This window comes from Pseudomonas tremae (assembly GCF_023278125.1).
Classification (GTDB): domain Bacteria; phylum Pseudomonadota; class Gammaproteobacteria; order Pseudomonadales; family Pseudomonadaceae; genus Aquipseudomonas; species Aquipseudomonas tremae.
This window is the reverse complement of the sequence record NZ_CP066271.1, coordinates 52,416-71,103: the sequence shown is the minus strand read 5'-3', so window position 1 is coordinate 71,103 and position 18,688 is coordinate 52,416. Positions and strand designations below refer to the sequence as shown.

20 protein-coding genes and 5 pseudogenes are annotated in these 18,688 nt (G+C 55.5%); 7 read left to right on the top strand and 18 right to left on the bottom strand.

Features of this window, described 5'->3' with window-relative positions; all coding sequences use genetic code 11:
• Positions 1–2: 2 nt before the first annotated feature.
• The 5 genes and pseudogenes from I9H09_RS26285 to I9H09_RS26265 all read left to right on the top strand — a co-directional run.
• Positions 3–341, top strand: a complete 339-nt coding sequence (locus I9H09_RS26285) for a hypothetical protein (RefSeq protein WP_081032892.1) — start codon at positions 3–5, stop codon at positions 339–341.
• A 21-nt stretch (positions 342–362) separates the two neighbouring features.
• The gene (locus I9H09_RS26280; RefSeq protein WP_081032891.1) at positions 363–527 is read left to right on the top strand and encodes a rubredoxin; all 165 of its coding nucleotides are present in this window, start codon (positions 363–365) and stop codon (positions 525–527) included.
• A 308-nt stretch (positions 528–835) separates the two neighbouring features.
• Positions 836–1,687: pseudogene (locus I9H09_RS26275) on the top strand (IS630-like element ISPsy25 family transposase); the annotation flags it as partial.
• 64 nt (positions 1,688–1,751) lie between these two features.
• Positions 1,752–2,914, top strand: a protein-coding gene (locus I9H09_RS26270; protein WP_122346372.1) for an IS3 family transposase whose coding sequence is annotated in 2 segments (ribosomal slippage) — positions 1,752–2,007 and positions 2,007–2,914 — 1,164 coding nt in all. Because the reading frame shifts where the segments join, the coding sequence is not laid out codon by codon here.
• 9 nt (positions 2,915–2,923) lie between these two features.
• Positions 2,924–3,148, top strand: a pseudogene (locus I9H09_RS26265) (IS630 family transposase); the annotation flags it as partial.
• A 416-nt stretch (positions 3,149–3,564) separates the two neighbouring features.
• On the opposite strand, the gene I9H09_RS26260 reads toward I9H09_RS26265, so the two are convergent.
• Positions 3,565–3,915, bottom strand: a complete 351-nt coding sequence (locus tag I9H09_RS26260; protein ID WP_054990073.1) for a type II toxin-antitoxin system RelE/ParE family toxin — start codon at positions 3,913–3,915, stop codon at positions 3,565–3,567.
• 12 nt (positions 3,916–3,927) lie between these two features.
• Positions 3,928–4,176 (bottom strand): type II toxin-antitoxin system prevent-host-death family antitoxin, encoded by a 249-nt coding sequence (locus I9H09_RS26255; protein ID WP_054990072.1) that lies wholly within the window; start codon positions 4,174–4,176, stop codon positions 3,928–3,930.
• Between the two features lie 321 nt (positions 4,177–4,497).
• Between I9H09_RS26255 and I9H09_RS26250 the strand changes: the two genes are divergently transcribed.
• Positions 4,498–5,460: a tyrosine-type recombinase/integrase gene (locus tag I9H09_RS26250; protein WP_054990071.1), complete on the top strand. Its 963-nt coding sequence runs from the start codon at positions 4,498–4,500 to the stop codon at positions 5,458–5,460.
• Positions 5,461–5,585: 125 nt separating this feature from the next.
• On the opposite strand, the gene I9H09_RS26245 is transcribed toward I9H09_RS26250, so the two are convergent.
• Positions 5,586–5,846, bottom strand: coding sequence for a hypothetical protein (locus tag I9H09_RS26245; protein ID WP_122346902.1), 261 nt, complete (start codon positions 5,844–5,846; stop codon positions 5,586–5,588).
• Between the two features lie 261 nt (positions 5,847–6,107).
• On the opposite strand from I9H09_RS26245, the pseudogene I9H09_RS26240 reads away from it, so the two are divergent.
• Positions 6,108–6,611 (top strand): annotated as a pseudogene (locus I9H09_RS26240) (IS5 family transposase); the annotation flags it as partial.
• A 152-nt stretch (positions 6,612–6,763) separates the two neighbouring features.
• On the opposite strand, the gene I9H09_RS26235 reads toward I9H09_RS26240, so the two are convergent.
• The 15 genes and pseudogenes from I9H09_RS26235 to ccrA all read right to left on the bottom strand — a co-directional run bounded on the left by I9H09_RS26235 (position 6,764) and on the right by ccrA (position 18,675).
• Entirely contained in the window at positions 6,764–7,375 is a 612-nt protein-coding gene (locus I9H09_RS26235; protein WP_054990070.1) for a LysE family translocator, read from the bottom strand.
• A gap of 18 nt (positions 7,376–7,393) precedes the next feature.
• Positions 7,394–8,032 (bottom strand): alanine--tRNA ligase-related protein, encoded by a 639-nt coding sequence (locus I9H09_RS26230; protein ID WP_054990069.1) that lies wholly within the window; start codon positions 8,030–8,032, stop codon positions 7,394–7,396.
• Between the two features lie 5 nt (positions 8,033–8,037).
• Positions 8,038–8,799, bottom strand: coding sequence for a thioesterase II family protein (locus tag I9H09_RS26225; protein ID WP_081032889.1), 762 nt, complete (start codon positions 8,797–8,799; stop codon positions 8,038–8,040).
• A gap of 9 nt (positions 8,800–8,808) precedes the next feature.
• Entirely contained in the window at positions 8,809–9,231 is a 423-nt protein-coding gene (cmaC, locus tag I9H09_RS26220) for a coronamic acid synthetase CmaC (protein ID WP_004666824.1), read from the bottom strand.
• Positions 9,232–9,240: 9 nt separating this feature from the next.
• Complete coding sequence (locus I9H09_RS26215) at positions 9,241–10,170, bottom strand: chlorinating enzyme (protein ID WP_054990068.1); 930 nt, start codon at positions 10,168–10,170, stop codon at positions 9,241–9,243.
• 28 nt (positions 10,171–10,198) lie between these two features.
• A complete protein-coding gene (cmaA, locus tag I9H09_RS26210) occupies positions 10,199–11,944 on the bottom strand; it encodes an L-allo-isoleucine:holo-[CmaA peptidyl-carrier protein] ligase (RefSeq protein WP_054990067.1) in 1,746 nt (581 codons plus the stop codon).
• Complete coding sequence (locus I9H09_RS26205; RefSeq protein ID WP_054990066.1) at positions 11,941–12,789, bottom strand: alpha/beta fold hydrolase; 849 nt, start codon at positions 12,787–12,789, stop codon at positions 11,941–11,943. The genes cmaA and I9H09_RS26205 overlap by 4 nt, the downstream gene beginning before the upstream one ends.
• Positions 12,790–12,799: 10 nt before the next feature.
• Entirely contained in the window at positions 12,800–13,030 is a 231-nt protein-coding gene (locus I9H09_RS26200; protein WP_054990065.1) for an acyl carrier protein, read from the bottom strand.
• A gap of 233 nt (positions 13,031–13,263) precedes the next feature.
• Positions 13,264–13,440, bottom strand: coding sequence for a hypothetical protein (locus I9H09_RS26195; RefSeq protein WP_162234135.1), 177 nt, complete (start codon positions 13,438–13,440; stop codon positions 13,264–13,266).
• Between the two features lie 197 nt (positions 13,441–13,637).
• The gene (locus I9H09_RS26190; RefSeq protein ID WP_122346900.1) at positions 13,638–15,146 is read right to left on the bottom strand and encodes a sensor histidine kinase; all 1,509 of its coding nucleotides are present in this window, start codon (positions 15,144–15,146) and stop codon (positions 13,638–13,640) included.
• Positions 15,143–15,742, bottom strand: a complete 600-nt coding sequence (locus I9H09_RS26185) for a response regulator transcription factor (protein ID WP_054990064.1) — start codon at positions 15,740–15,742, stop codon at positions 15,143–15,145. Before I9H09_RS26185 ends, I9H09_RS26190 begins: the two co-directional genes overlap by 4 nt.
• A gap of 316 nt (positions 15,743–16,058) precedes the next feature.
• Positions 16,059–16,140 (bottom strand): annotated as a pseudogene (locus I9H09_RS27315) (hypothetical protein); the annotation flags it as partial.
• A gap of 106 nt (positions 16,141–16,246) precedes the next feature.
• Positions 16,247–16,563: pseudogene (locus I9H09_RS26180) on the bottom strand (transposase); the annotation flags it as partial.
• A 107-nt stretch (positions 16,564–16,670) separates the two neighbouring features.
• Positions 16,671–17,414, bottom strand: a complete 744-nt coding sequence (locus tag I9H09_RS26175; protein ID WP_054990063.1) for a thioesterase II family protein — start codon at positions 17,412–17,414, stop codon at positions 16,671–16,673.
• A 55-nt stretch (positions 17,415–17,469) separates the two neighbouring features.
• Positions 17,470–18,675, bottom strand: a complete 1,206-nt coding sequence (gene ccrA / locus I9H09_RS26170) for a crotonyl-CoA carboxylase/reductase (RefSeq protein ID WP_054990062.1) — start codon at positions 18,673–18,675, stop codon at positions 17,470–17,472.
• Positions 18,676–18,688 lie beyond the last annotated feature (13 nt).

Genomic DNA, 18,688 nt, shown 5'->3' with positions numbered 1-18,688 from the left:
ACATGCTTTTCGCCCTAGCTTTGATGGTGTTCGGGGAGATCTTGACGATCTACAGTGAAGTATATGCTGCCAAGCTACCTGGAAAGTTTCTGGAAACGCCGGGTATGTTTTTAAAGCCCATGCTTCTGATATGTATTGCCGGAGTCAGTTTAGTACTTGCCTATTGGCTAGGATATCAAGCGTCTGGCAATATTTGGGTTGTAACTGTAGCGTCATTGACTCTATTACTCATCTTAGAACCTATCGTTATCTACGCCATGCTGCACGAGTTACCAAAGAAAGGTGCAGTGATAGGCTTCATATTAGGTGCTGCCGGATTGATTTCAACCGTAATTTTATAATTATAGACAAGGATATGTGGTATGGCTTCGGAAAATGATATCAAGACCTGCACTGTTTGTGGTTACGAATACGACCAATCTAAAGGCGATCCGGCTAATGGTGTACCTCCGGGCACGCACTGGAACGATGTCAGCGACTCTTGGCTATGTCCAGACTGCCAAATGCCTAAAAGCGACTTCGAATAATCGTGCTCTAAACTATAAGTTCCGCTTCGGCGGGACTTTTCGTACGTGCTGTTTATGCACAGCCAATAGGTGACACAGGCCTTACGCGAGAGTGACTGTTTTGTGGGTCGATAACGAAACCTCCCTTGCCAACCAGATCGAGGGAGCAAGCTATACAGGCTGTTCGGCTATGTTTCACCTGACACATACGTCGAAAGCTAATTGACTGAGTAAACGAGATCGATGGCTGCTAGTGTGCTGTTCGCGAAATAGCTTTTCGTTATTTTCGGCTACACTTCAGATGCCATCCCAGCCTTGGAGAGCTTATCGTGAGCGCTCTGGACATCACGCTTAGCCCTGAAGAAACGATCGAACTCAAACGGCGCGTTCGCTCTGCCACCATCCCTCAGCGAGAAGGTCGGCGAGCCCGCATAATCTTGCTGGCTGCCGAAGGCGAAACCCGAGACAACATTGCACGGTTGACGGGCTTTTCCTGCCCAACAATCACGCTCTGGTGTCAGCGTTTCCAAGCACGTCGACTGGATGGACTGGTCGATGAGCCTGGGCGTGGACGCAAGTCATCGTTGCCTGAGGAAACGGTTCGCCGGGTCTTGGAACAGGTCACCCGACCCCGCATCGGAGAACCGCGCTGGAGCTGTCGGAGCATGGCAAGGGCAGCGGGTATTTCCTCGACCACCGTCCATAAGTTGTGGGCTGCCAATGATTTAAAGCCTCACCTGACGCGCACATTCAAGTTGTCCAACGATCCGCAGTTTGAGGAGAAATTCTGGGATGTGATCGGGCTCTATCTGGCTCCGCCGGACAAGGCTTTGGTGTTGTGCTGCGATGAGAAAAGTCAGGTTCAGGCATTGGAGCGAACACAGCCGGGTTTACCTTTGGGCATCGGCCATATCCAGACTAAATCCCATGATTACACCCGCCATGGCACGGTTACGTTATTCGCCGCACTGGATTACCTCCAAGGGAAATTGATCAGCAGCATCGAGCGTCAGCACCGGCATCAAGAGTGGCTGGCCTTTCTCAAGAAGATCAATAAAGAAACGCCCAAGCACCTCCAGCTTCATCTGATCGTCGATAACTACGCTACCCACAAGCATGCCGCAGTGAAAGCCTGGCTGGCGAAGCATCCGCGTTTTCATATTCATTTCACACCAACCTCTGTAGTGGTCTAATGATTCCGGACACTCATTTAGGCGAGAATATCGCCAGATATAGAGGTGTCTGATGACCAAGCAACGCCGTACCTTCTCCGCTGAATTCAAACGTGAGGCCGCAGGCCTCGTGCTCGATCAAGGTTATAGCCATGTCGAAGCTTCTCGCTCGCTTGGAGTGGTCGAGTCTGCGCTGCGTCGCTGGGTTAGCCAGCTCCAGCAGGAGCGCAATGGCGTGACGCCTCAGAGCAAAGCCCTGACGCCCGAGCAGCAGAAAATTCAGGAGCTGGAAGCGCGCATCGCTCGTCTTGAGCGGGAGAAATCCATTTTAAAAAAGGCTACCGCGCTCTTGATGTCGGAAGAACACGAGCGCTTGCGCTGATCGATCAGCTAGGTGCCCATGAGCCGATCGAATTGCTGTGCGAGATGTTCGAGACACCTCGCTCGTGCTACTACGACCATTGCCAGCGGCGTCGGGCTCCAGACACCGAGCGGGTTCGTTTACTCAGTCGAGTCAATGAGCTGTTCGGGCAAAGTCGAAGCGCTGCTGGCAGCCGCAGTATCGTTTCGGTATTGCAGGAAGATGGCGAGCAAATTGGCCGGTTCAAGGTACGTGGCCTGATGCGGGAACTGGGATTAATCAGCAAGCAACCTGGCTCTCATGCTTATAAAAAAGCAACAGTGGAGAGGCCTGACATTCCGAACATTTTGAATCGGCAGTTCGATGTACCCGCGCCCAATCAGGTTTGGTGTGGCGACATCACCTACATCTGGGCGCAAGGAAAATGGCATTACCTGGCGGTGGTTATGGATCTTTATGCGCGTCGGGTGGTGGGCTGGGCGTTTTCAAACAAACCGGACACGGACTTGGTCATCAAGGCGCTGGACATGGCTTATGAGCAACGCGGCAAGCCTCAGGGCCTGCTGTTTCACTCAGATCAGGGCTCCCAATATGGGAGCCGACAGTTTCGCCAGCGGCTTTGGCGATACCGCATGCGCCAGAGCATGAGTCGCCGAGGTAATTGCTACGACAACTCGCCGATGGAGCGTGTATTCCGCAGCTTGAAAACCGAGTGGATACCCGCCGTGGGCTACATGACGGCCCAAGAGGCACAGCGGGATATCAGTCATTATCTGATGCATCGCTACAACTGGGTTCGGCCACACCAGTTCAATAATGGACTGGCACCCGCTCAGTACGAGAAAAAACTTAACGTCGTGTCCGGGATCAGTTGACCACTACACTCCAGCTCTTGGATGAACATGGTTGAGCGCTTCTTTCGAGACATTACCGTGTACTTGCGTGACGGCAGCTTTGCCTCCGTGCGTGAGTTAGAAAGCTCCATCACAACGTTCATGGCGTTACGCAATGCTCAGCCGACCCGATACGTTTGGAACGCAAAGGGAGAAGATATTTTGAACAAAATTCAACGTGCGCGTGAGGTGCTTGAAGCCGCGCAAGGAAAGTAAGCTATTTCGAAAACAGCACACTAGAGCGGAACGCAAGGATCGCAAAGGTCTTGATGTGTCCCGGTCACGTGGATACCAGCACCACGCAGATTATAAGACCCGCGGCAATCCGCCTCTGTTATCACCTTCTGGGAAGGAATGCGATCACCGTCGGCAATCCCGTACACGCGTTAAATGACCCTCGTTACAAAGCAACGAACGGTAAGCCCCGGCAATGTGTGATGACCCGGCGAAGGCGCTGCCCGATGAGTCGGGTTCTGTAGGACCGGAGCCCTTTCACCGCAGAACGACTGTGCATGCCCATATCTGGTTTAACATAAGCCCCGTATCCTAAAGGAAGAACGAATTTAAGCGTATTCCCTTTCATGATATTGATGCTGTGAGAGACTAGGCTGGAGCGGATAGCATAAGCGTGTCTAAATAGGCTGTAGCAGACAGTAGCGGATCAAAGCCTGTTCAACACTCTGTTTACCACCCAATACGAGCAATACGACGATGACTGTAATACCTTCTGAATCCATCACCTCGTAAAAGATCCGGTATCCGTCAGTGTTCAACTCACGATAGTGCAGTACACCCAGCTCACTCAATTGAGGACTGACCGGGTAGCCCAAAGGGGTGGACAGGAGCTTGTCCTGGATGGCATCGATAAGGGAATCTATGCGTTGAGCAGCTGATGAGAATCCCTGATGGACAGCCAGGTGTTCAACCTGATCCTCAAGGCTTTGCTGGGCAACATCGGTAAAGCGCAGTGCAAACGTATTCATTAATGCTCCTATTTATTTCTGGATAAACCTCCTGCTCAATCGGGCTTTGAGTTCGTCAGTGGAACAGTGCTTGCCTTGGGCGTACTCGCGGGAGCTGATTGCCAGGAGCTTCACCAAGGCGATTGACTCATCGCGGCGCTTACGATCAGCGTAAGACTCCACCACGTAGGCCGGGACACCGTTTTGCGTGACGACCAATGGCTCATCGAGAGGCAGGTCGGCTGCGTTGCGTTTCAGATAGCTAATTGTTTCAACTCGCATGAGTTGAGACCTCCTTCTTAGTTGCACCGAGGAACTGATGCATATCGCTTGGCTGCTTTCACATTGCCGAAGCCGCATGTTTGAAGCCCAAATATAGTCCAAATATAGTCTTTATTCAATTTTTATTTTTCCTCCCGAGTCGAGTCCATTGATTAGGAGCAAAAATGACACAATCTGATTTTTTACCATTACTGGTGATAAAATACGTTATCACCAATTATTGACACGTATTGTTGAGGGTGTACGCTGATCACTAGCAGCGGCGTTTTGGTGACTAAAATCTTCATCTGTGATCATTGATAGTCCTACCGAGGGATTTGCATGCAGGATGTGACGAAGGTCGTCTCAAACGACTCGCGCAGGCTGACCGCCGTCGAATTTCAGCAATTGGCGGCTGTACCCTCAGCGGTCGAGTGGTTTGCCAACCTTGACAACCCGCGCACACGCCGGGCCTATCAAAATGACCTGACCGATTTCTCTGCCTTTATAGGGCTGGCCAGCGCCGACGACTTTCGCCAGGTCACCCGTTCGCACGTATTGGCCTGGCGCGCCGCTCTGGAACAACGCGGCCTAGCCGGGGCCACTATCCGCCGCAAACTGGCCGCGCTGGCCAGCCTCTTCGATCACCTCCTGGAAAGCAACGCAATCGCTAGAGGCAATCCCGTGCACGGCGTGAAACGTCCGAAGATAGAAAGCAATGAAGGCAAGACGCCTGCACTGGGCGATCACCAAGCCAAGACCTTGCTCGAGGCGCCGGATGAGTCCACGCTCAAGGGGCTGCGTGATCGAGCTATTCTAGCTGTGCTGCTCTATCACGGCCTGCGCCGTGAAGAAGCGGCGCTGCTGCAGGTGGGCGATATCCAGGAGAGACGCGGTATTCAGCATTTGAAAATCCATGGTAAAGGCGGAAAGGTGCGGTACCTGCCGTTGCATCCAGTGGCGGCTGGACGCATTCACCTGTATCTGGAAAGGTCTGGTCATCATTTGGCTGACAGGAAGGTGCCGCTGTTCATACCGTTACGCGGCAAGCTGACAGGCGCCGGCATCTCGGCCAATGGCATTTACACCGTGGTCGAGGCCTATGCCAAAAAGGCCGGGATACAAGTCGCCGGGCTGGGCGTGCATGGCCTCAGAGCGACGGCAGCGACCAACGCATTGGAGCATGAGGCCGATATCGCCAAGGTCCAAGCCTGGCTGGGCCATGCCAATATCAGCACGACCAAAATTTACGATCGGCGGGAGAACCGGCCTGAGGATTCACCGACCTATAAGGTGAAATATTGACTTTCACCTCATGAGCCACACAACGAATTGAGAATCCCGGCCCGGATGTTTTTATGAGAGGAGGCTTTTTATGGCGAGGTTACAGCCGCAGGCGATAAGGCTGCGGCAGTGAGTTGACGGCGACGTTAGCGGCATTCCTCCGGCCAGTACTCGCAGGCGTTGTAGATTTTTCTGCCACTTCCTAATGTGAGGCGCGCTTGTAAAGGAAGTACTTTGATACTACCGGTTTGGTTTTTTTCCGCGTCCTTGACGACTGAGTAATTAACGCCTGTAACAGATGCAGGGGGCTTGGCTTCGATCGCGAACGCGGTACCTTGAAGGCCGATGACGGCAAAAGTTGTCAAGGCAAGCACTTTCAATGCCGATTTTTTTTTGACGCTGTTCATGGTATTTCCTCTGTAGAGCGGAAGAGTGGGGCATGAATTACAAATATGTTACGCATGGCGAATGGCGACTTATATGCTACCTGGATAACCTACAGAGTTTGTGACGGTAGCGGTATTAAATCGCTAATGAAAAAAGTTTCACTTAGGGTGCTTATTATTAGACTGGGTACGAAGTGGCTGCGCTCGGTGATGCAGTGTTTAGAACAGGCTGGGTGTAGTGGTCATGGGGCTCTCTGTCAGGATTGGTGACGAATCGCGAGCGATCCTGAGATGCATCAGACGAAGAAAGGAAATCAATATTTCTTTGGCATGAGGGCGCATATCGGCGTCGATGCCGAGTCGGGTTTAGTCCATAGCCTGGTGGGGACTGCGGCGAATGTGGCGGACGTGACTCAAGTCGATCAGTTGCTGCACGGCGAGGAAACCTATGTCATTGGCGGTGCAGGCTACACCCGCGTGGACAAGCGTGCGAAGCATCAGGGTCGTCAGATGATATGGTCAATTACGGCCCGTCCAAGCCGTTACAAAAAGCATGGCAAGACCAGTTTTATCATACGGGTATACCGCAAGATCGAGTTCGCGAAAACCCAGGTGCGAGCGAAGGTTGAACATCCATTTCGTGTGCTCAAGCGCCAGTTTGGTTATACGAAAGTCCGGTTTCGCGGACTGGCTAAAAACACCACGCAACAGGCCACACTGTTTGCCTTGTCGAACCTTTGGATGGTACGAAAACGGCTGTTGGCGATAGGAGAGGTGCGCCTGTAATGCGGAAAAACACCTTGGAAAGGTGCTGTTTGAAGAAAAGTCGATGAGTTAAACGCGAAAAAAGTCTGATTATCTGATCGGGCGTGCGTTTTATGAATCTCAGGGCACGAGGGCATCAAAGATCGATGCCTACTTCAGAGCTTCCCTAACACCTAAAATGCCAATTTGGTCTTGATCAGTGAGTCAGTCAATTGGGAAAGGATCGCCACCGCGAAGCAGCAAATGATCACCGAGGCTGTGCGATTAATATTCAGCGTTGTCAGCCAAGCATGCCCGCTGCGTTTGATGTATGCGCCAAGCAGCACCCAGGCGCAGCCAATCGGGATTACCACCATACTGAGTTGCGCGACAAAATACATGTACAACTTGATATCGGTAAAGGTCTGCTCGGGAGCGATGAACGAAACCACCAGTAGACCCTTGGGGTTGATCAGGGTCAGCCGAAAAAAGTACATTCCGGAGATATGCACGTTGGGTGAGGAATGGCAAGGGTTATCGGGGTTGCGCCATAGCCGGTGTGAGGTTTTGAACAGATAAGCCATCGACGCCAGTTGTACCACCTTCAGGCACCAGGGAGCGCTGTCACCGATATGGCTGAGCAGATACCCCCAAAAGGAAATCTGCAGCAGGTAGGCCGAGTACTCCAGCAGGCTCAAAGACCAGGCGTGTCGGAATCCGCTCAGTGCTCCAGACCGCAGCAGCAATGTATTCGTTGGCCCTGGCATCAAGAGCAGCAACCCAAGTACAGACATGATGTTGAACATGATAGCTCTCCTGGGCGGTCAATCCACTAGGTAGATTTCGACACGCTCTTTGTGCGCGCCGATGTTATTGCGCTTGAGCCGAATACGCCCGACCTCGCCCGTGGTACGCAGGTGTGTACCGCCACAAGGCACCTCTGAAAACCCCTTGATGTACCAGGAACGGCGCAAGCACTCGGTGTCCGTAAAGCGGCTTTCAATCGGTAGGCCGGCGGCTACGAGGTGCTCTACACCCTGCAGGATTTCCGGAAAGTACTGGCTGACATTACCCTCCAGCGAGAAGTCGATCCGCGCTTTGTGTTGGCCGATATGGGCACCGATCTTTTCCAGGTCCGGGAATTTTTTATAGAAAAACCCCAACACAATTTCAGCGGCGAAATGCAAACGCATAAGCGCATACCGACGAGGCCAATCGATCTCCACGCTAACCAGATCGCCCACGGCAAAGTCCGGATCTTCGGCAAGGCGATAGATGATGCGCTCGTCAACAACCGTGGCCTGGGTGACTTCGATACGGTTGATGCAACCCTTATCCGATTCCTGGCCGCCGGATTCGGCGAAGAAAATCGTCGGGCTGATCACCACGTCGCGCCCGTCAATACTTAGCACCCGGGCGTCTAGGGACGAGAGATAAGGGGTGTTCCAAAATGCACGTTCCATAACGCTCAACTGCCTTGTTCATCTAGAGCGGTTAACAGAGGCAAATACAAAAGCTGAAAATTGATGTTGAAGAAAAAATGTCCGCCGGGTACGTACTCGCTATGGAAGCTTGTGCTGGTGTAGCGCTGCCATTCGTCTAGGCGATGGAGCTCAAGCAACGGGTCGTCCTGGCCATTGAGAACGTAAAGGGGCACTGGCAGCGGTCGGATAAAGCGATAAGTGAGTTGTGCATTGAGCGCTAGATCGGCTTTGAGCTTGCCCAGCGCATGCCTGGCGAAACTGCACGAGGCATCCGTCGGCAGTGGTAAGAGGCTCTCTGAGCATACGTGCTGCCACAGTTGGTTGTCGTCCATCGCACCCAGTAGCGGTGAGTAGCCGGTGTGGGGCGGCATGCGCCCGGACAGGACCAAATGCGTCGGCAGCGGCCGGTCGCGTTCGGCTAACGCGTGGGTTACATCAAGCGCCAACCCGGCACCGAAGCTGTGACCGTAAAACGCGTACGGTATGCCTACGCTTTGCAGTTCATCGACGATCGCCTCGATAACATTCGCGACCCGCGTGACCGGCGTTTCCATACTTCGGTCCTCGCGTCCAGGTAGTTTCACTGCCCATGTCGCAACGCCGACATCGGCCAGTCGGCTCAAATCATTGAACGCTGAGGCGCCACCCCCTCCGTAGGGGAAACACAGCAGCAGGCGACATGCGTTCATAGGGGCGCCTGGCAGTGGTGCAAGCCAGGGTCGTTGCACCACAAAAGGATCGGCCATGGCTGCTCCTTAACCGGTGATCTCGAACAGGCCCACCGCGGGGTGGAACATGTGCGAGGTTGTCAGCGAGCGATGTTCCTCGGTGGCCGGGTACGGAATGGTCATGGGTTTGGTTACCGAGACGCCTCCGATACTGGCCAGAGACGTCTGAGTAGTCTGGATATCGCGGACCCTAAAGGCCGCGTGGTAGATACACGCCTCCACATTCACCAGCAGCCGGCTGACCACGCTGTCAGGTCGAAAGGGTTCGACCACTTCCACGATTTCGCCTGCTGGAGAGCGGAGCTTGGTTATCAACACGCCAAACTTTTCGATGGGTTGTTTATGGAACAGCACCTCGAACCCCAAGGCCGTGAAGAACGCCGAGGTTTTCTCCGTAGACCGCGTGGCATACGCGATGTGATCGATTGCCAGGTAGGAGGGCTGTTCCATGATCAATCCTCAATAAATGACTAGGGGCTTCAGGTCCATGCCGCTTAGGCTCTTGCTGGCCACTTTGTTTTTGGGGTCGGTGGTGGTACCGGCCACCTGCACCACGCCGAACCGATCAAGTCGATACTCGCCCCCGAATTCCTTAACGTAATCTGTATCTGGATAAACCTTGACCCGTCCGGGTACGTAGCGGGCCACATAGCCCAGGCGGGTCTTGTCGGTTGTCGAATTGGGTAGCGAGGAGTGCATAAGCATCGAGCGGAAGATTACAAATTGGCCCGCTTTCATCACGATCGGTACTGCCGAGGCTTCATCCGGCTTCCATGACTTGTCCTTTTGCAGAGTGGTGTAGTCGTAGCCGTTGAATCCACGTGGGTACTGCCCCTTGACCACATTATTGTTGGTGACCGGGTCGAAGGTCATGCCTCTGGTTTCGTCGTAGTTCATTTGCTTGTGGCTGCCGGGGATGAACTGCATGCAGCCGTTTTCTTGGGTGGCATCAGTGAAACCCGTCCACACATTAATAGCGCCGCCGAACGGCTCGCCCTCTGGCCACACTAGTTGCGGCTCGCCGGAGGCGTGAGCGAAAGTGTCTGCCTGGTGCCAGTCAGTGCCTTCGTTACCTGGGTATTTGGGGATGAACTCGCTGCGCCAGCAGATTACATCCGGGCCGAGGATGCTTCGCACTCGATGCACAATTTCCTTGCGAAACACATGACTAGTCAGCAAATCCACATCCAGGTGCCGGTCGTAGTTGGTGATCGCGACATCCAGTGGCGCGTCGTAGGGAGCATGGGTGCGGTTGAACAGTTGTGCTCGGATGGTCTTATGCATCTGTTTCATCTCTTCAGGCTCATAGAGCGTGAAGGGACCGATGAACCCATCTCGATCAAACTGCTGAAGTTCCAGTTTCGTCAACGAAAAGTCAGTGATTTCCATGTTGGCTCCTGAGAGAAGTTACTGGGTCTTAATGTGTTGCGTAGTACTGCACCCACTCTTGAAAGGTGCTCAGCCTGGAGACTTCGTCGAAAGGGGTCGTTCTGCCAAGTATCTCGTTGATGCGGCTATGGGCCATGACCACGCTCAAAGATGAGGCGCCATAGCCGTAAATTGAGTGTTCCAACTGCAGGTTGCGGGTGCCGAGGATGCCGGACCAGATCTCTAGCACTGCCGAACCGGCCTGAGGGGACGCCGCCGCTGCTTTCTCCGGTGGCTGTAAGGAACGCTTGTCGACCTTGCCATTGGCCGTCAGCGGAAGTTCCGCTAGGTAGTGGATCCGCCTCGGTACCATGTAATGAGGAAGCCGGTCGCCCAATAGGCTCATGAGCTTGCTTTCTTCGATAGTTGGCGAGCCATGCCGGAGCACGATGAAAGCGTGTAGGCTGTTTTCCAAATCGTTCATGACGTGCGCCTGCACCACAGCCTGGGCGACGCCAGGCAGTTGGGTCAGCGCATGTTCGACCTCGGCGATCTCCACCCGGAAGCCTTTGATTTTTACCTGTTCGTCGATGCGGCCTTGGTAGAAAAGCATGCCGTGCTCATCTTGGATGACATAGTCACCGGTCCGGTAATAGGTGCCTTCCGGCAGTTGTAGAAAGCGGGTTTGGGTCAAAGCTTCGTCGAGGTAACCTAGGGCTAGATTCGCACCCGTGAGCAGCAACTCGCCGGGCGTGCCGACCTCCACCTCTTGCAGTTTGGCATCGACGATTTTGCCGTGCACCTGGTGTAGGAACTGCCCGATGGGCATTACGTCTCGCTCGGCGTCCTCAGGTTTGTTCAGACTGTACCAAGTGGAGAACACAGTATTCTCGGTCGGGCCGTAGCCATTCACCAAGGTAATGCGAGGATTGGCCAACAGTAGCGCGCGGGCATGCACCGGTTTAAGTACTTCACCGCCGACATAGAGCACGCGCACAGCGTCGAGCATTGAAAGGCGGTGTTGCGCCACCAGGTGGAACAGTGAGGTGGTCAGTAACAGCACATCGCAGCTGGCCGCGCGTACGCAGTGATCCAGTGCATCTATATTGAACGCGCCAGGTTGCAGGGTGACGCAGGCGCCGGTCAGCAGCGGTACCCAAACTTCAAACAAGGCAGCATCGAAGCCGATGGACGAGTGATGTACGTAGCTGCGGGGCTTGCCTTGGACCTGTTGCTGTATGTTGTCTACTAGATTCAGCAACCCGTCATGGCTGATGCGTACACCTTTGGGGATGCCGGTAGTGCCAGAGGTAAACATCACGGTTATCACCGAGGCATCATCCAGACGCCTTCGGATAGGCGGACGTAGGGCAGGGCCGTCGTAGCACAGAGTGCCGCAGTCGTCCAGGCGAAAGCATGTCAGCGTTGGGTCAGGGCGCAAGTCCGTTGGCTGACCGAGCAGTAGCAAATGATTGCAGCCCAATTGTTCCAGCACAGCGATCAGGCGTTTGCTTGGCGTGCCTAGCTCGATGGAGATGTAGGTAATTCCCAGTTTGCAGCAGGCCAGCATCGTTATCAGATACTCAAGGCAACGGTTGGCCATCAGCGGCATGTAAGGATGGTTTGCCAGGCCTTGACGTATCAGTGCTTCGCTACGTTCCAACACCTGCGTCTGGAGCTGTTGATAAGTGACTGGTTTTCCTTCGTCCACCACCGCAATTGCGTTTGGCGCTTGCGTGCAGACCGACTCAAATCGGCGGTAGGCTTTGGGGGGATGTGAATGGTAGGAGGTCATTGAATGGCCCTCTGCTTGTGACGGGTCAGAAAATGGGTCATCGTCAGGTACAAACGTTCGTGGCCATCGACAAAATCGTGATGCTGGCCATCAGGATCTTCCACCAGTTCACTGTGAGGCAGCAGCTGGGCAATGTACCGGGAAGATGCGGTGTCGGTATAACGGTCCTGGCTGCCGCACCACACCAGCGTGGGGGTCTTTACGGTCTGCGCAATTCTGACCGATTCCAAGCTCGCCAGGCTGTTGAGGAACGTAAGGTACTGGCGGAACGCAGACAGTTCTCGCAGAGGGCGAACCTGCTGGTAGCGGTAGTCACTCGGGGTATAGGCGCTTTTGGTGTGCAACAGACTCACGGCTTCGTAGACTTGGGCGCAATTGCCTTGGGGAATGGACTGCATCATGCGCTCCACGTCGCGCTCGTATTGGCTCTTGATCACCCCGTCGTCTTTGAGAAAGTACGCGCCATTAAGCAGTAGCAAGGTGCGACAAGCACCTTGGTTGGCTGCCAAGAGTGCCAAAGGCGCTGAGGAGCAATAGCCCACCAGTGCATCTACACGCACGGGTTCTGGCAGCGCTGCATTGAACTGGCGGATGAAGTCCGTAACGCCTTCTTCGGGATTTACCCCGGCTTCGTTGGCGTACGCCAGCCAAGTGTCGCTTTCCAGGATGATCAGATTGAAATGGCTGATCAGAAATAGTGCAGCGTTCTTCATGTAGCAGCACTGGGTGCCCACGGGCGACAACAATAGGAGGGTTTCCCGGGCAGTGTCGAACGGCAAGCTCTGGACACAGATCACCTTGCCCGCTCGCTCTAGGTCCAGGTTTAGTGTGAACAGGCTGTGCATGGCAACCCTCTCAGGCTTTATCCGCCGCAGGGGCGACTTGCAACTGCGCAAGCACCGTTTGCTTGCAGGGCGTCAAGAAGAACTGCTCCATATTGATATTGGCGCCAAACGCTTCGTTGACCTGACCAATCAACTGGATAGCGGTAAGAGAATTGGCACCCAGGTCGAAGATATCTTCGTCATTTTCCACCGGACGCTGAAAAATTGCCTCGAAGATCTGATCGAGTTTTGCTGAGCTCATGGTTTACATGCCTCGTCGTCAATAAGGGAGCCGGTTCCCCGGCACATTGGTAAGCTTCACGCCGAAAGCCATCTGCTCGCTCAGGGAGATGGCCCACGCTGAACCACGAACCGACTTTAAAGGCGTACCGCGCGGGCGCCCATCGTCCATTTTGACCAAAAGCGCCCCGGGGATACGCTTTACTGGAGGTATACGTAGTCCATGCCGAGCTCTTCGATCTTGCTCATCGATGATCACGCCTTGTTCCGTTCCAGCGTGGCCCTAATGTTGGAAATGAGGCTGCCACGGACGACGGTCAGCGAAGCCAGCAGGATCGAGGAGGCGTTTGCCCAAGCGTGCCGGCCCCCGATCTCATCTTGCTCGATTTGCAAATGAAAGGTACTCACGGTCTGGAAGGCATAGCCTTGCAAGATCGCTGGTCCTCGGCGAGAGTGGTGATCGTGTCCGCCTTCGACCGGGATCAGTGTGCGAGGCGATCCAGCGCGGTACGGTGGAGTTTCACTCTAAGACAGAATGTCCAGAGCACCTACTACAGCGGATCTAGGTGGTGCTCTCCGGTGTCTTCTCCCAACGGGCGCCCTTCATCACCACTCCGTTGTCGCTCACTCTACGATGCCGCGCCAGGCTTTGGTTGAAATGCGCTAAAACGGCGCCGGCATTCAAGACTCTCGCTCAGTCTGGATGTATTGGGCACTATGACCGTCTCACCATCAGCTCTCACCGGCCTGACCAGGGGGAGATGCACCCGAAAAGTGCTGCCGTGCCCCTCTCGGGAAGCCAAGGTCAATGGATGGCCTAATAGGCGAGCCAACCTGGCAACGATGGCAAGCCCCAGACCTAGCCCTTCGTGGTTGTTCCGGGTCGGATGATCGAGTTGGTGAAAGTCGCGAAAGATTTCCTGCTGGTGCTGGAGAGCGATACCGACGCCGGTGTCGACGACCTCGATCTGGAGGTAGCCATGGCGCCGCTGGCAAGCGATCAGGACGCCGCCCCTCAGGGTGTAGCGGATCGCATTGCCGATGAGATTTCGCAGTATCAGCTCCAGCAAGGTTGGATCGGATAGAGACAATAGCTCCGTATCCAGCGTGCGGTAGCTGAGGCCCTTGCCGTTGGCAAGGGGCGCAAGCTCCATTTCCAGTTTATCCAGCAGTGGCTGCAGGGCAAAAACGTGCAATGTCGGCTGCAAGGCACCCAGTTCGATGCGTGATAGGTCCAGTAAGGTATTTAGCATGTCGGTAGTAGTCTTGACGGCCGTTCGGGCCCTGACCAGCAATTGCCGCTGTTGGGAATCGAGCGGACTGCCGGCCAAGGCTGCCAGAAAAAATCCCTGAGCCTGCAGGGGCTGGTGCAGGTCATGGCTGGCTCCAGCCAGCAACTGACAGCGCGCCGTATTCGACTGCCGCGCCCGTTGCAAGGCGATGCGGAGCTGGTGCAGGTCACGGCGTGCCCGCTTGGTGGTCTCATCCAGCAGCAATTGCCTTTTCAATTGCTTCACTAGGCGCTGCCGACCCGAGTGCGCCAATCGGCAGAGACCCAAGCCGTAAAGCAGCACGGCGATCCCCAGGATTCTGTGCAGGTCATCACCAACGCGCAGAAACCACATAGTGATCAGTGCCACCGGCAGCAGGATGCGTCCCAGATAAAGACTGGGCACGGCACAATTCAGCGACACCTTGGCATTGCCGAGCGTGGCGAACAGCACCAACAGCAAGCCGATGAAGGGTGTAGGAAACGCCTGTTGGAGGGCAATTTCGCACAGCATTACCCAGACGACGCTTTCCAAGATACCGGCCAGCATCAGGACCCGAGTCACTGGCTGCACTCGGCCAGCGTCCAGGCCGATTCGCAATACCTGGCGCGCATAGATGACCTGGCCCACCCTAAGACTCACGACGGCGACATACCAAAGCAACAATTGCGTTTGGATGGCGTTAGGGTCCCAGTCGCCGCTCAATTGCGCGAGGGCTGACCAAGACACGCGGGCCTGGAAGCCGTCGAGCAGGCTGAAGGTCAGGATCAAGCTGGTAGCGAGCAGGGTAGTCTTGACCAGCGACTGGGTGAGTTCGACCAGAATGAGTCGCAGGGCCTCCTTGTATGAGCGAGCGTCGTGCCTCACAGGACGAGTCCTAGGCGGCGCGCGGCATCAGCCGCCTCCGTACGGCAGGACGTCTGGAGGATAGTCAGTATCGCCTGGACATGGCTGCGGACCGTGTGTTCCGAGCGCCAGAGCTGCAAAGCGATCTCCTTGTTCGTCAATCCCCGGCACAGCAACCCGAGCACCTGGCGCTGGCGTGAAGTGAGCGGCAACGGGGCTGCGGCGATAGTACTCGGTTCGGGAGGCTCTCCGGAGAGCAGCGCCTGGATCCGCTGTAGTAGATGCTCTGGACATTCTGCCTTAGAGTGAAACTCCACCGCACCGCGCTGGATCGCCTCGCGCACGATCGCATCCCGGTCGAAGGCGGACACGATCACCACCCTCGCCAAGGGCCAGCGCTCTTGCAACAAGGCAATGCCTTCCAGGCCGTTAGCACTTTCTAGCTGCACATCGAGGAGGATGAGATCGGGTGCCGGCAACGCCTGGGCAAGCGCCTGCTCGATCCTACTGGCTTCGCTGACCGTCGTACCAACCGGCAGCCTCATTTCCAACATCAGGGCCACGCTTGAACGAAACAAGGCGTGATCATCAATGAGCAAGATCGAAGAGCTCGGCATGACTACGTATACCTTCTATAAAGAGTATTTCTAGGTGTAATGACCTGCAATCGAAATGGCTTTGACTTACAATTATCGCGTTTTTCGACCCACATTAATTGTCTATCGCGGCCCCGTGAACCAGCATTGACTGCAAAAGACACCGCATTCATCTACTGCTACCAGTAATCGAGCGCGTCCGAGCAAGATTAAATGCGATTGAAAATCGATGATTTTGGAGTCCATCAGACGGTGGTTTTTATCGAGCCGACCAGGTTGCACGATGGCTTTCGGGCAGATATTGGGCTTAATTGCACTTTCTGTTTCATTGCTTCCCGAACGACGTGATCCACAGCACAATGGCGGCGATCACAAGATTCAGTCCAATAGCTCTGCTGCTCGAAGCTCCGATCCCTTATGGTATCTTTCTATTAAGTATGCTTGAGTGAACTTTGAGGCGGACTTGGTTCCACGCAAACGTGAACGACGCTAGAGCTTTACTCTGCGCAGATGGGCATTCCCGAACTGCTCGATTATCGCATGCGCTCGTGTTCTTCCGACACCAAGAGCGCGGTAGCCTTTTTTAAAATGGATTTCTCCCGCTCAAGACGAGCGATCCGCGCCTCCAGCTCCTGAATTTTCTGCTGCTCGGGCGTCAGGGCTTTGCTCTGAGGCGTTACGCCATTGCGCTCCTGCTAGAGCTGGCTCACCCAGCGACGCAGCGCAGACTCGACCACCCCTAGCGAGCGGGAGGCCTCAATGTGGCTATAGCCCTGATCGAGCACGAGGCCTGCGGCCTCACGTTTGGATTCAGCAGAGAAGGTACGGCGTTGTTTGGTCATCAGACACCTCTATATCTGGCGATATTCCCGCCTAAATGAGTGTCCGAAATCATTAAGACCACTACAAAAGTCTCAATCGTCCAAGAATGCCTGTGTAGTGGCTGGCTTTATAAGGTTTTTAGCAAGAATTTATTCATGATCTGTAGTACGTCGTAATGATGGTCCTTGATAAAGAAATGGCCGCCCTCAAAGGCTTGGAAGGTGGTTTCACCAGAGGTTACGTCGCGCCACCCATGGGCGACGTCGGGACCATGGGTGGAGTCTTGGCGACCGCTCAAGATCAAGAGAGGGATCGGCAGGCGGGGTTGCGGCTGCCAGCGATAGCTGCGAACTAGGGTCAGGTCTGCCTTGATGGTCGGGAGGAAGAAACTCATCAGCGCCCGGTTGCTCAGGACCACTTCGGGCGTACCACCGTAGGCGCGGATGAGGGCAATTGTATCAACGTCGGAAAGTGCTGGCTGCGCTACCGGTTCGAAGCAGGCGGGGGCCTTGCAGCCCGACAGGATCAAGCCGCGTGGCAAGGGTAGCTGTCGCTCTGCCAAGGCTCGGCATATCAGGAAGGACAGCAGGGCCCCGAAGCTATGGCCGAAGAAAGCGAAGGGTTTCTGGCAGTCGGCGAAAAGCGGCACCAGCGCCTGGACGAATTCCTGGATGTCGGCATAGGACGTTGCGGGGCAGCGCCCTCGGCCTGGCAGTTCCAGGGTGATCCACTCGATGGAGGCATCGAGCCGGCTCGCCCAGCCTAAGTATGCCTGGGCGTCGCCACCGGCATAGGGAAAGGCATAGAGGGTGCGCGGTCGTTGCTCGCGGCTGGCCCGTACCAGCCAAGGGTGGTCATTGGTTGAGGACATGACTAGGTCTCAAAGCAAGAGGGAGTAGGAGGTCGCGCGTCGAGCCGGCAGCCAGTCAACAACCGACCCCGAGGCCGGGTCGCTCGGCCTTGACCAGCACAGCGGCATTGCCTACGACTTCGCCACTCAGTAGCGCCTGGTGCGCCCTGGGTGTTTCCTCGAAGCGATAGAGGGTGTTCAGGGTCGGCACTACCCGGCGTTGTTCGACCAGTTGTAGGAATTCCTGGCACTCGCGGATGTTGGCGTAATGGGAGCCCTGGATGCGCTTCTGGTGCATCCACAGGTGGCGGACATCGAAGTCGCAGTTGTAGCCGGACGTGCCACCCACGATGACCACCATGCCGGAGCGGTCGCAGATCTGCAGCGAGGTGGGGAAGGTGGCTTGGCCGGAGTGCTCGATCACCACCTTGGGCAGCTCCTTTTTCCCCAGCGTCATGAAGAAGTCTCGACGGAAACTCGCGAAGCTTTTGGTCCAGGCGCTGTGAGCGTCGGAGTTCAAGTCCGGCAGACGTCCCAGGTGCGGATAGTCGGTTCTGAGCAAGTACCCCACGGCGCCGAGTTCGCAGGCGTAGCGGCCCCTTTCTGGACTGGACACCACGGCCACCGGCAGCCCCCCGAGCGCGCGGGTCAACTGGATCGACATAGAGCCCAAGCCACCTGCCGCGCCCCAGATCAGGACTGCGTCGCCAGGCTTGACGGTATTGGGTGCCCAATGCGTGAGCTGCTTGTAGGCGGTCGGACCATTGAGCATCAGGGTGGCGCTTTCCTCCCAGCTCAGGAACTTTGGTTTTGGGAAACATTGGTAGTCTTCGACGAGGGTGTATTCGGCGAAGGAGCCGTAGCTGGTTTCGTAGCCGTAGATTTCCTGGTTGCTGCAGAACATGGGGTCGGGGGCGACGCGCGATTCTATGGCCGTGGCGTCGTAGACCGAGCAGGACACCACCACGGTATCGCCCACCTTGACGTGGGTGACAGCGTCGCCCACGGCTTTCACGTAACCGGAGGCTTCCGAGCCGCCGATGTGGAAGGGTTCGGCGTCACGGTTCCGCTTGCGCCGCGCGGCGATGATGTCCACCGGCTTACCTTGGGCGGCCCAGACGTTGTTGTAGTTGAGTCCGGCGGCCATCACTTCTATGAGGACCTGGTGCGGACCCAGGGTGGGGATCCGGACCTGTTCGAGCTGGATGGCCTGCTGCGGTTCGCCATAGCGCTCGGGGCGGATCAGAAAGGCCTGCATGGTTTCAGTCAGTGCTTGATTCATGGGCTTCCTACTG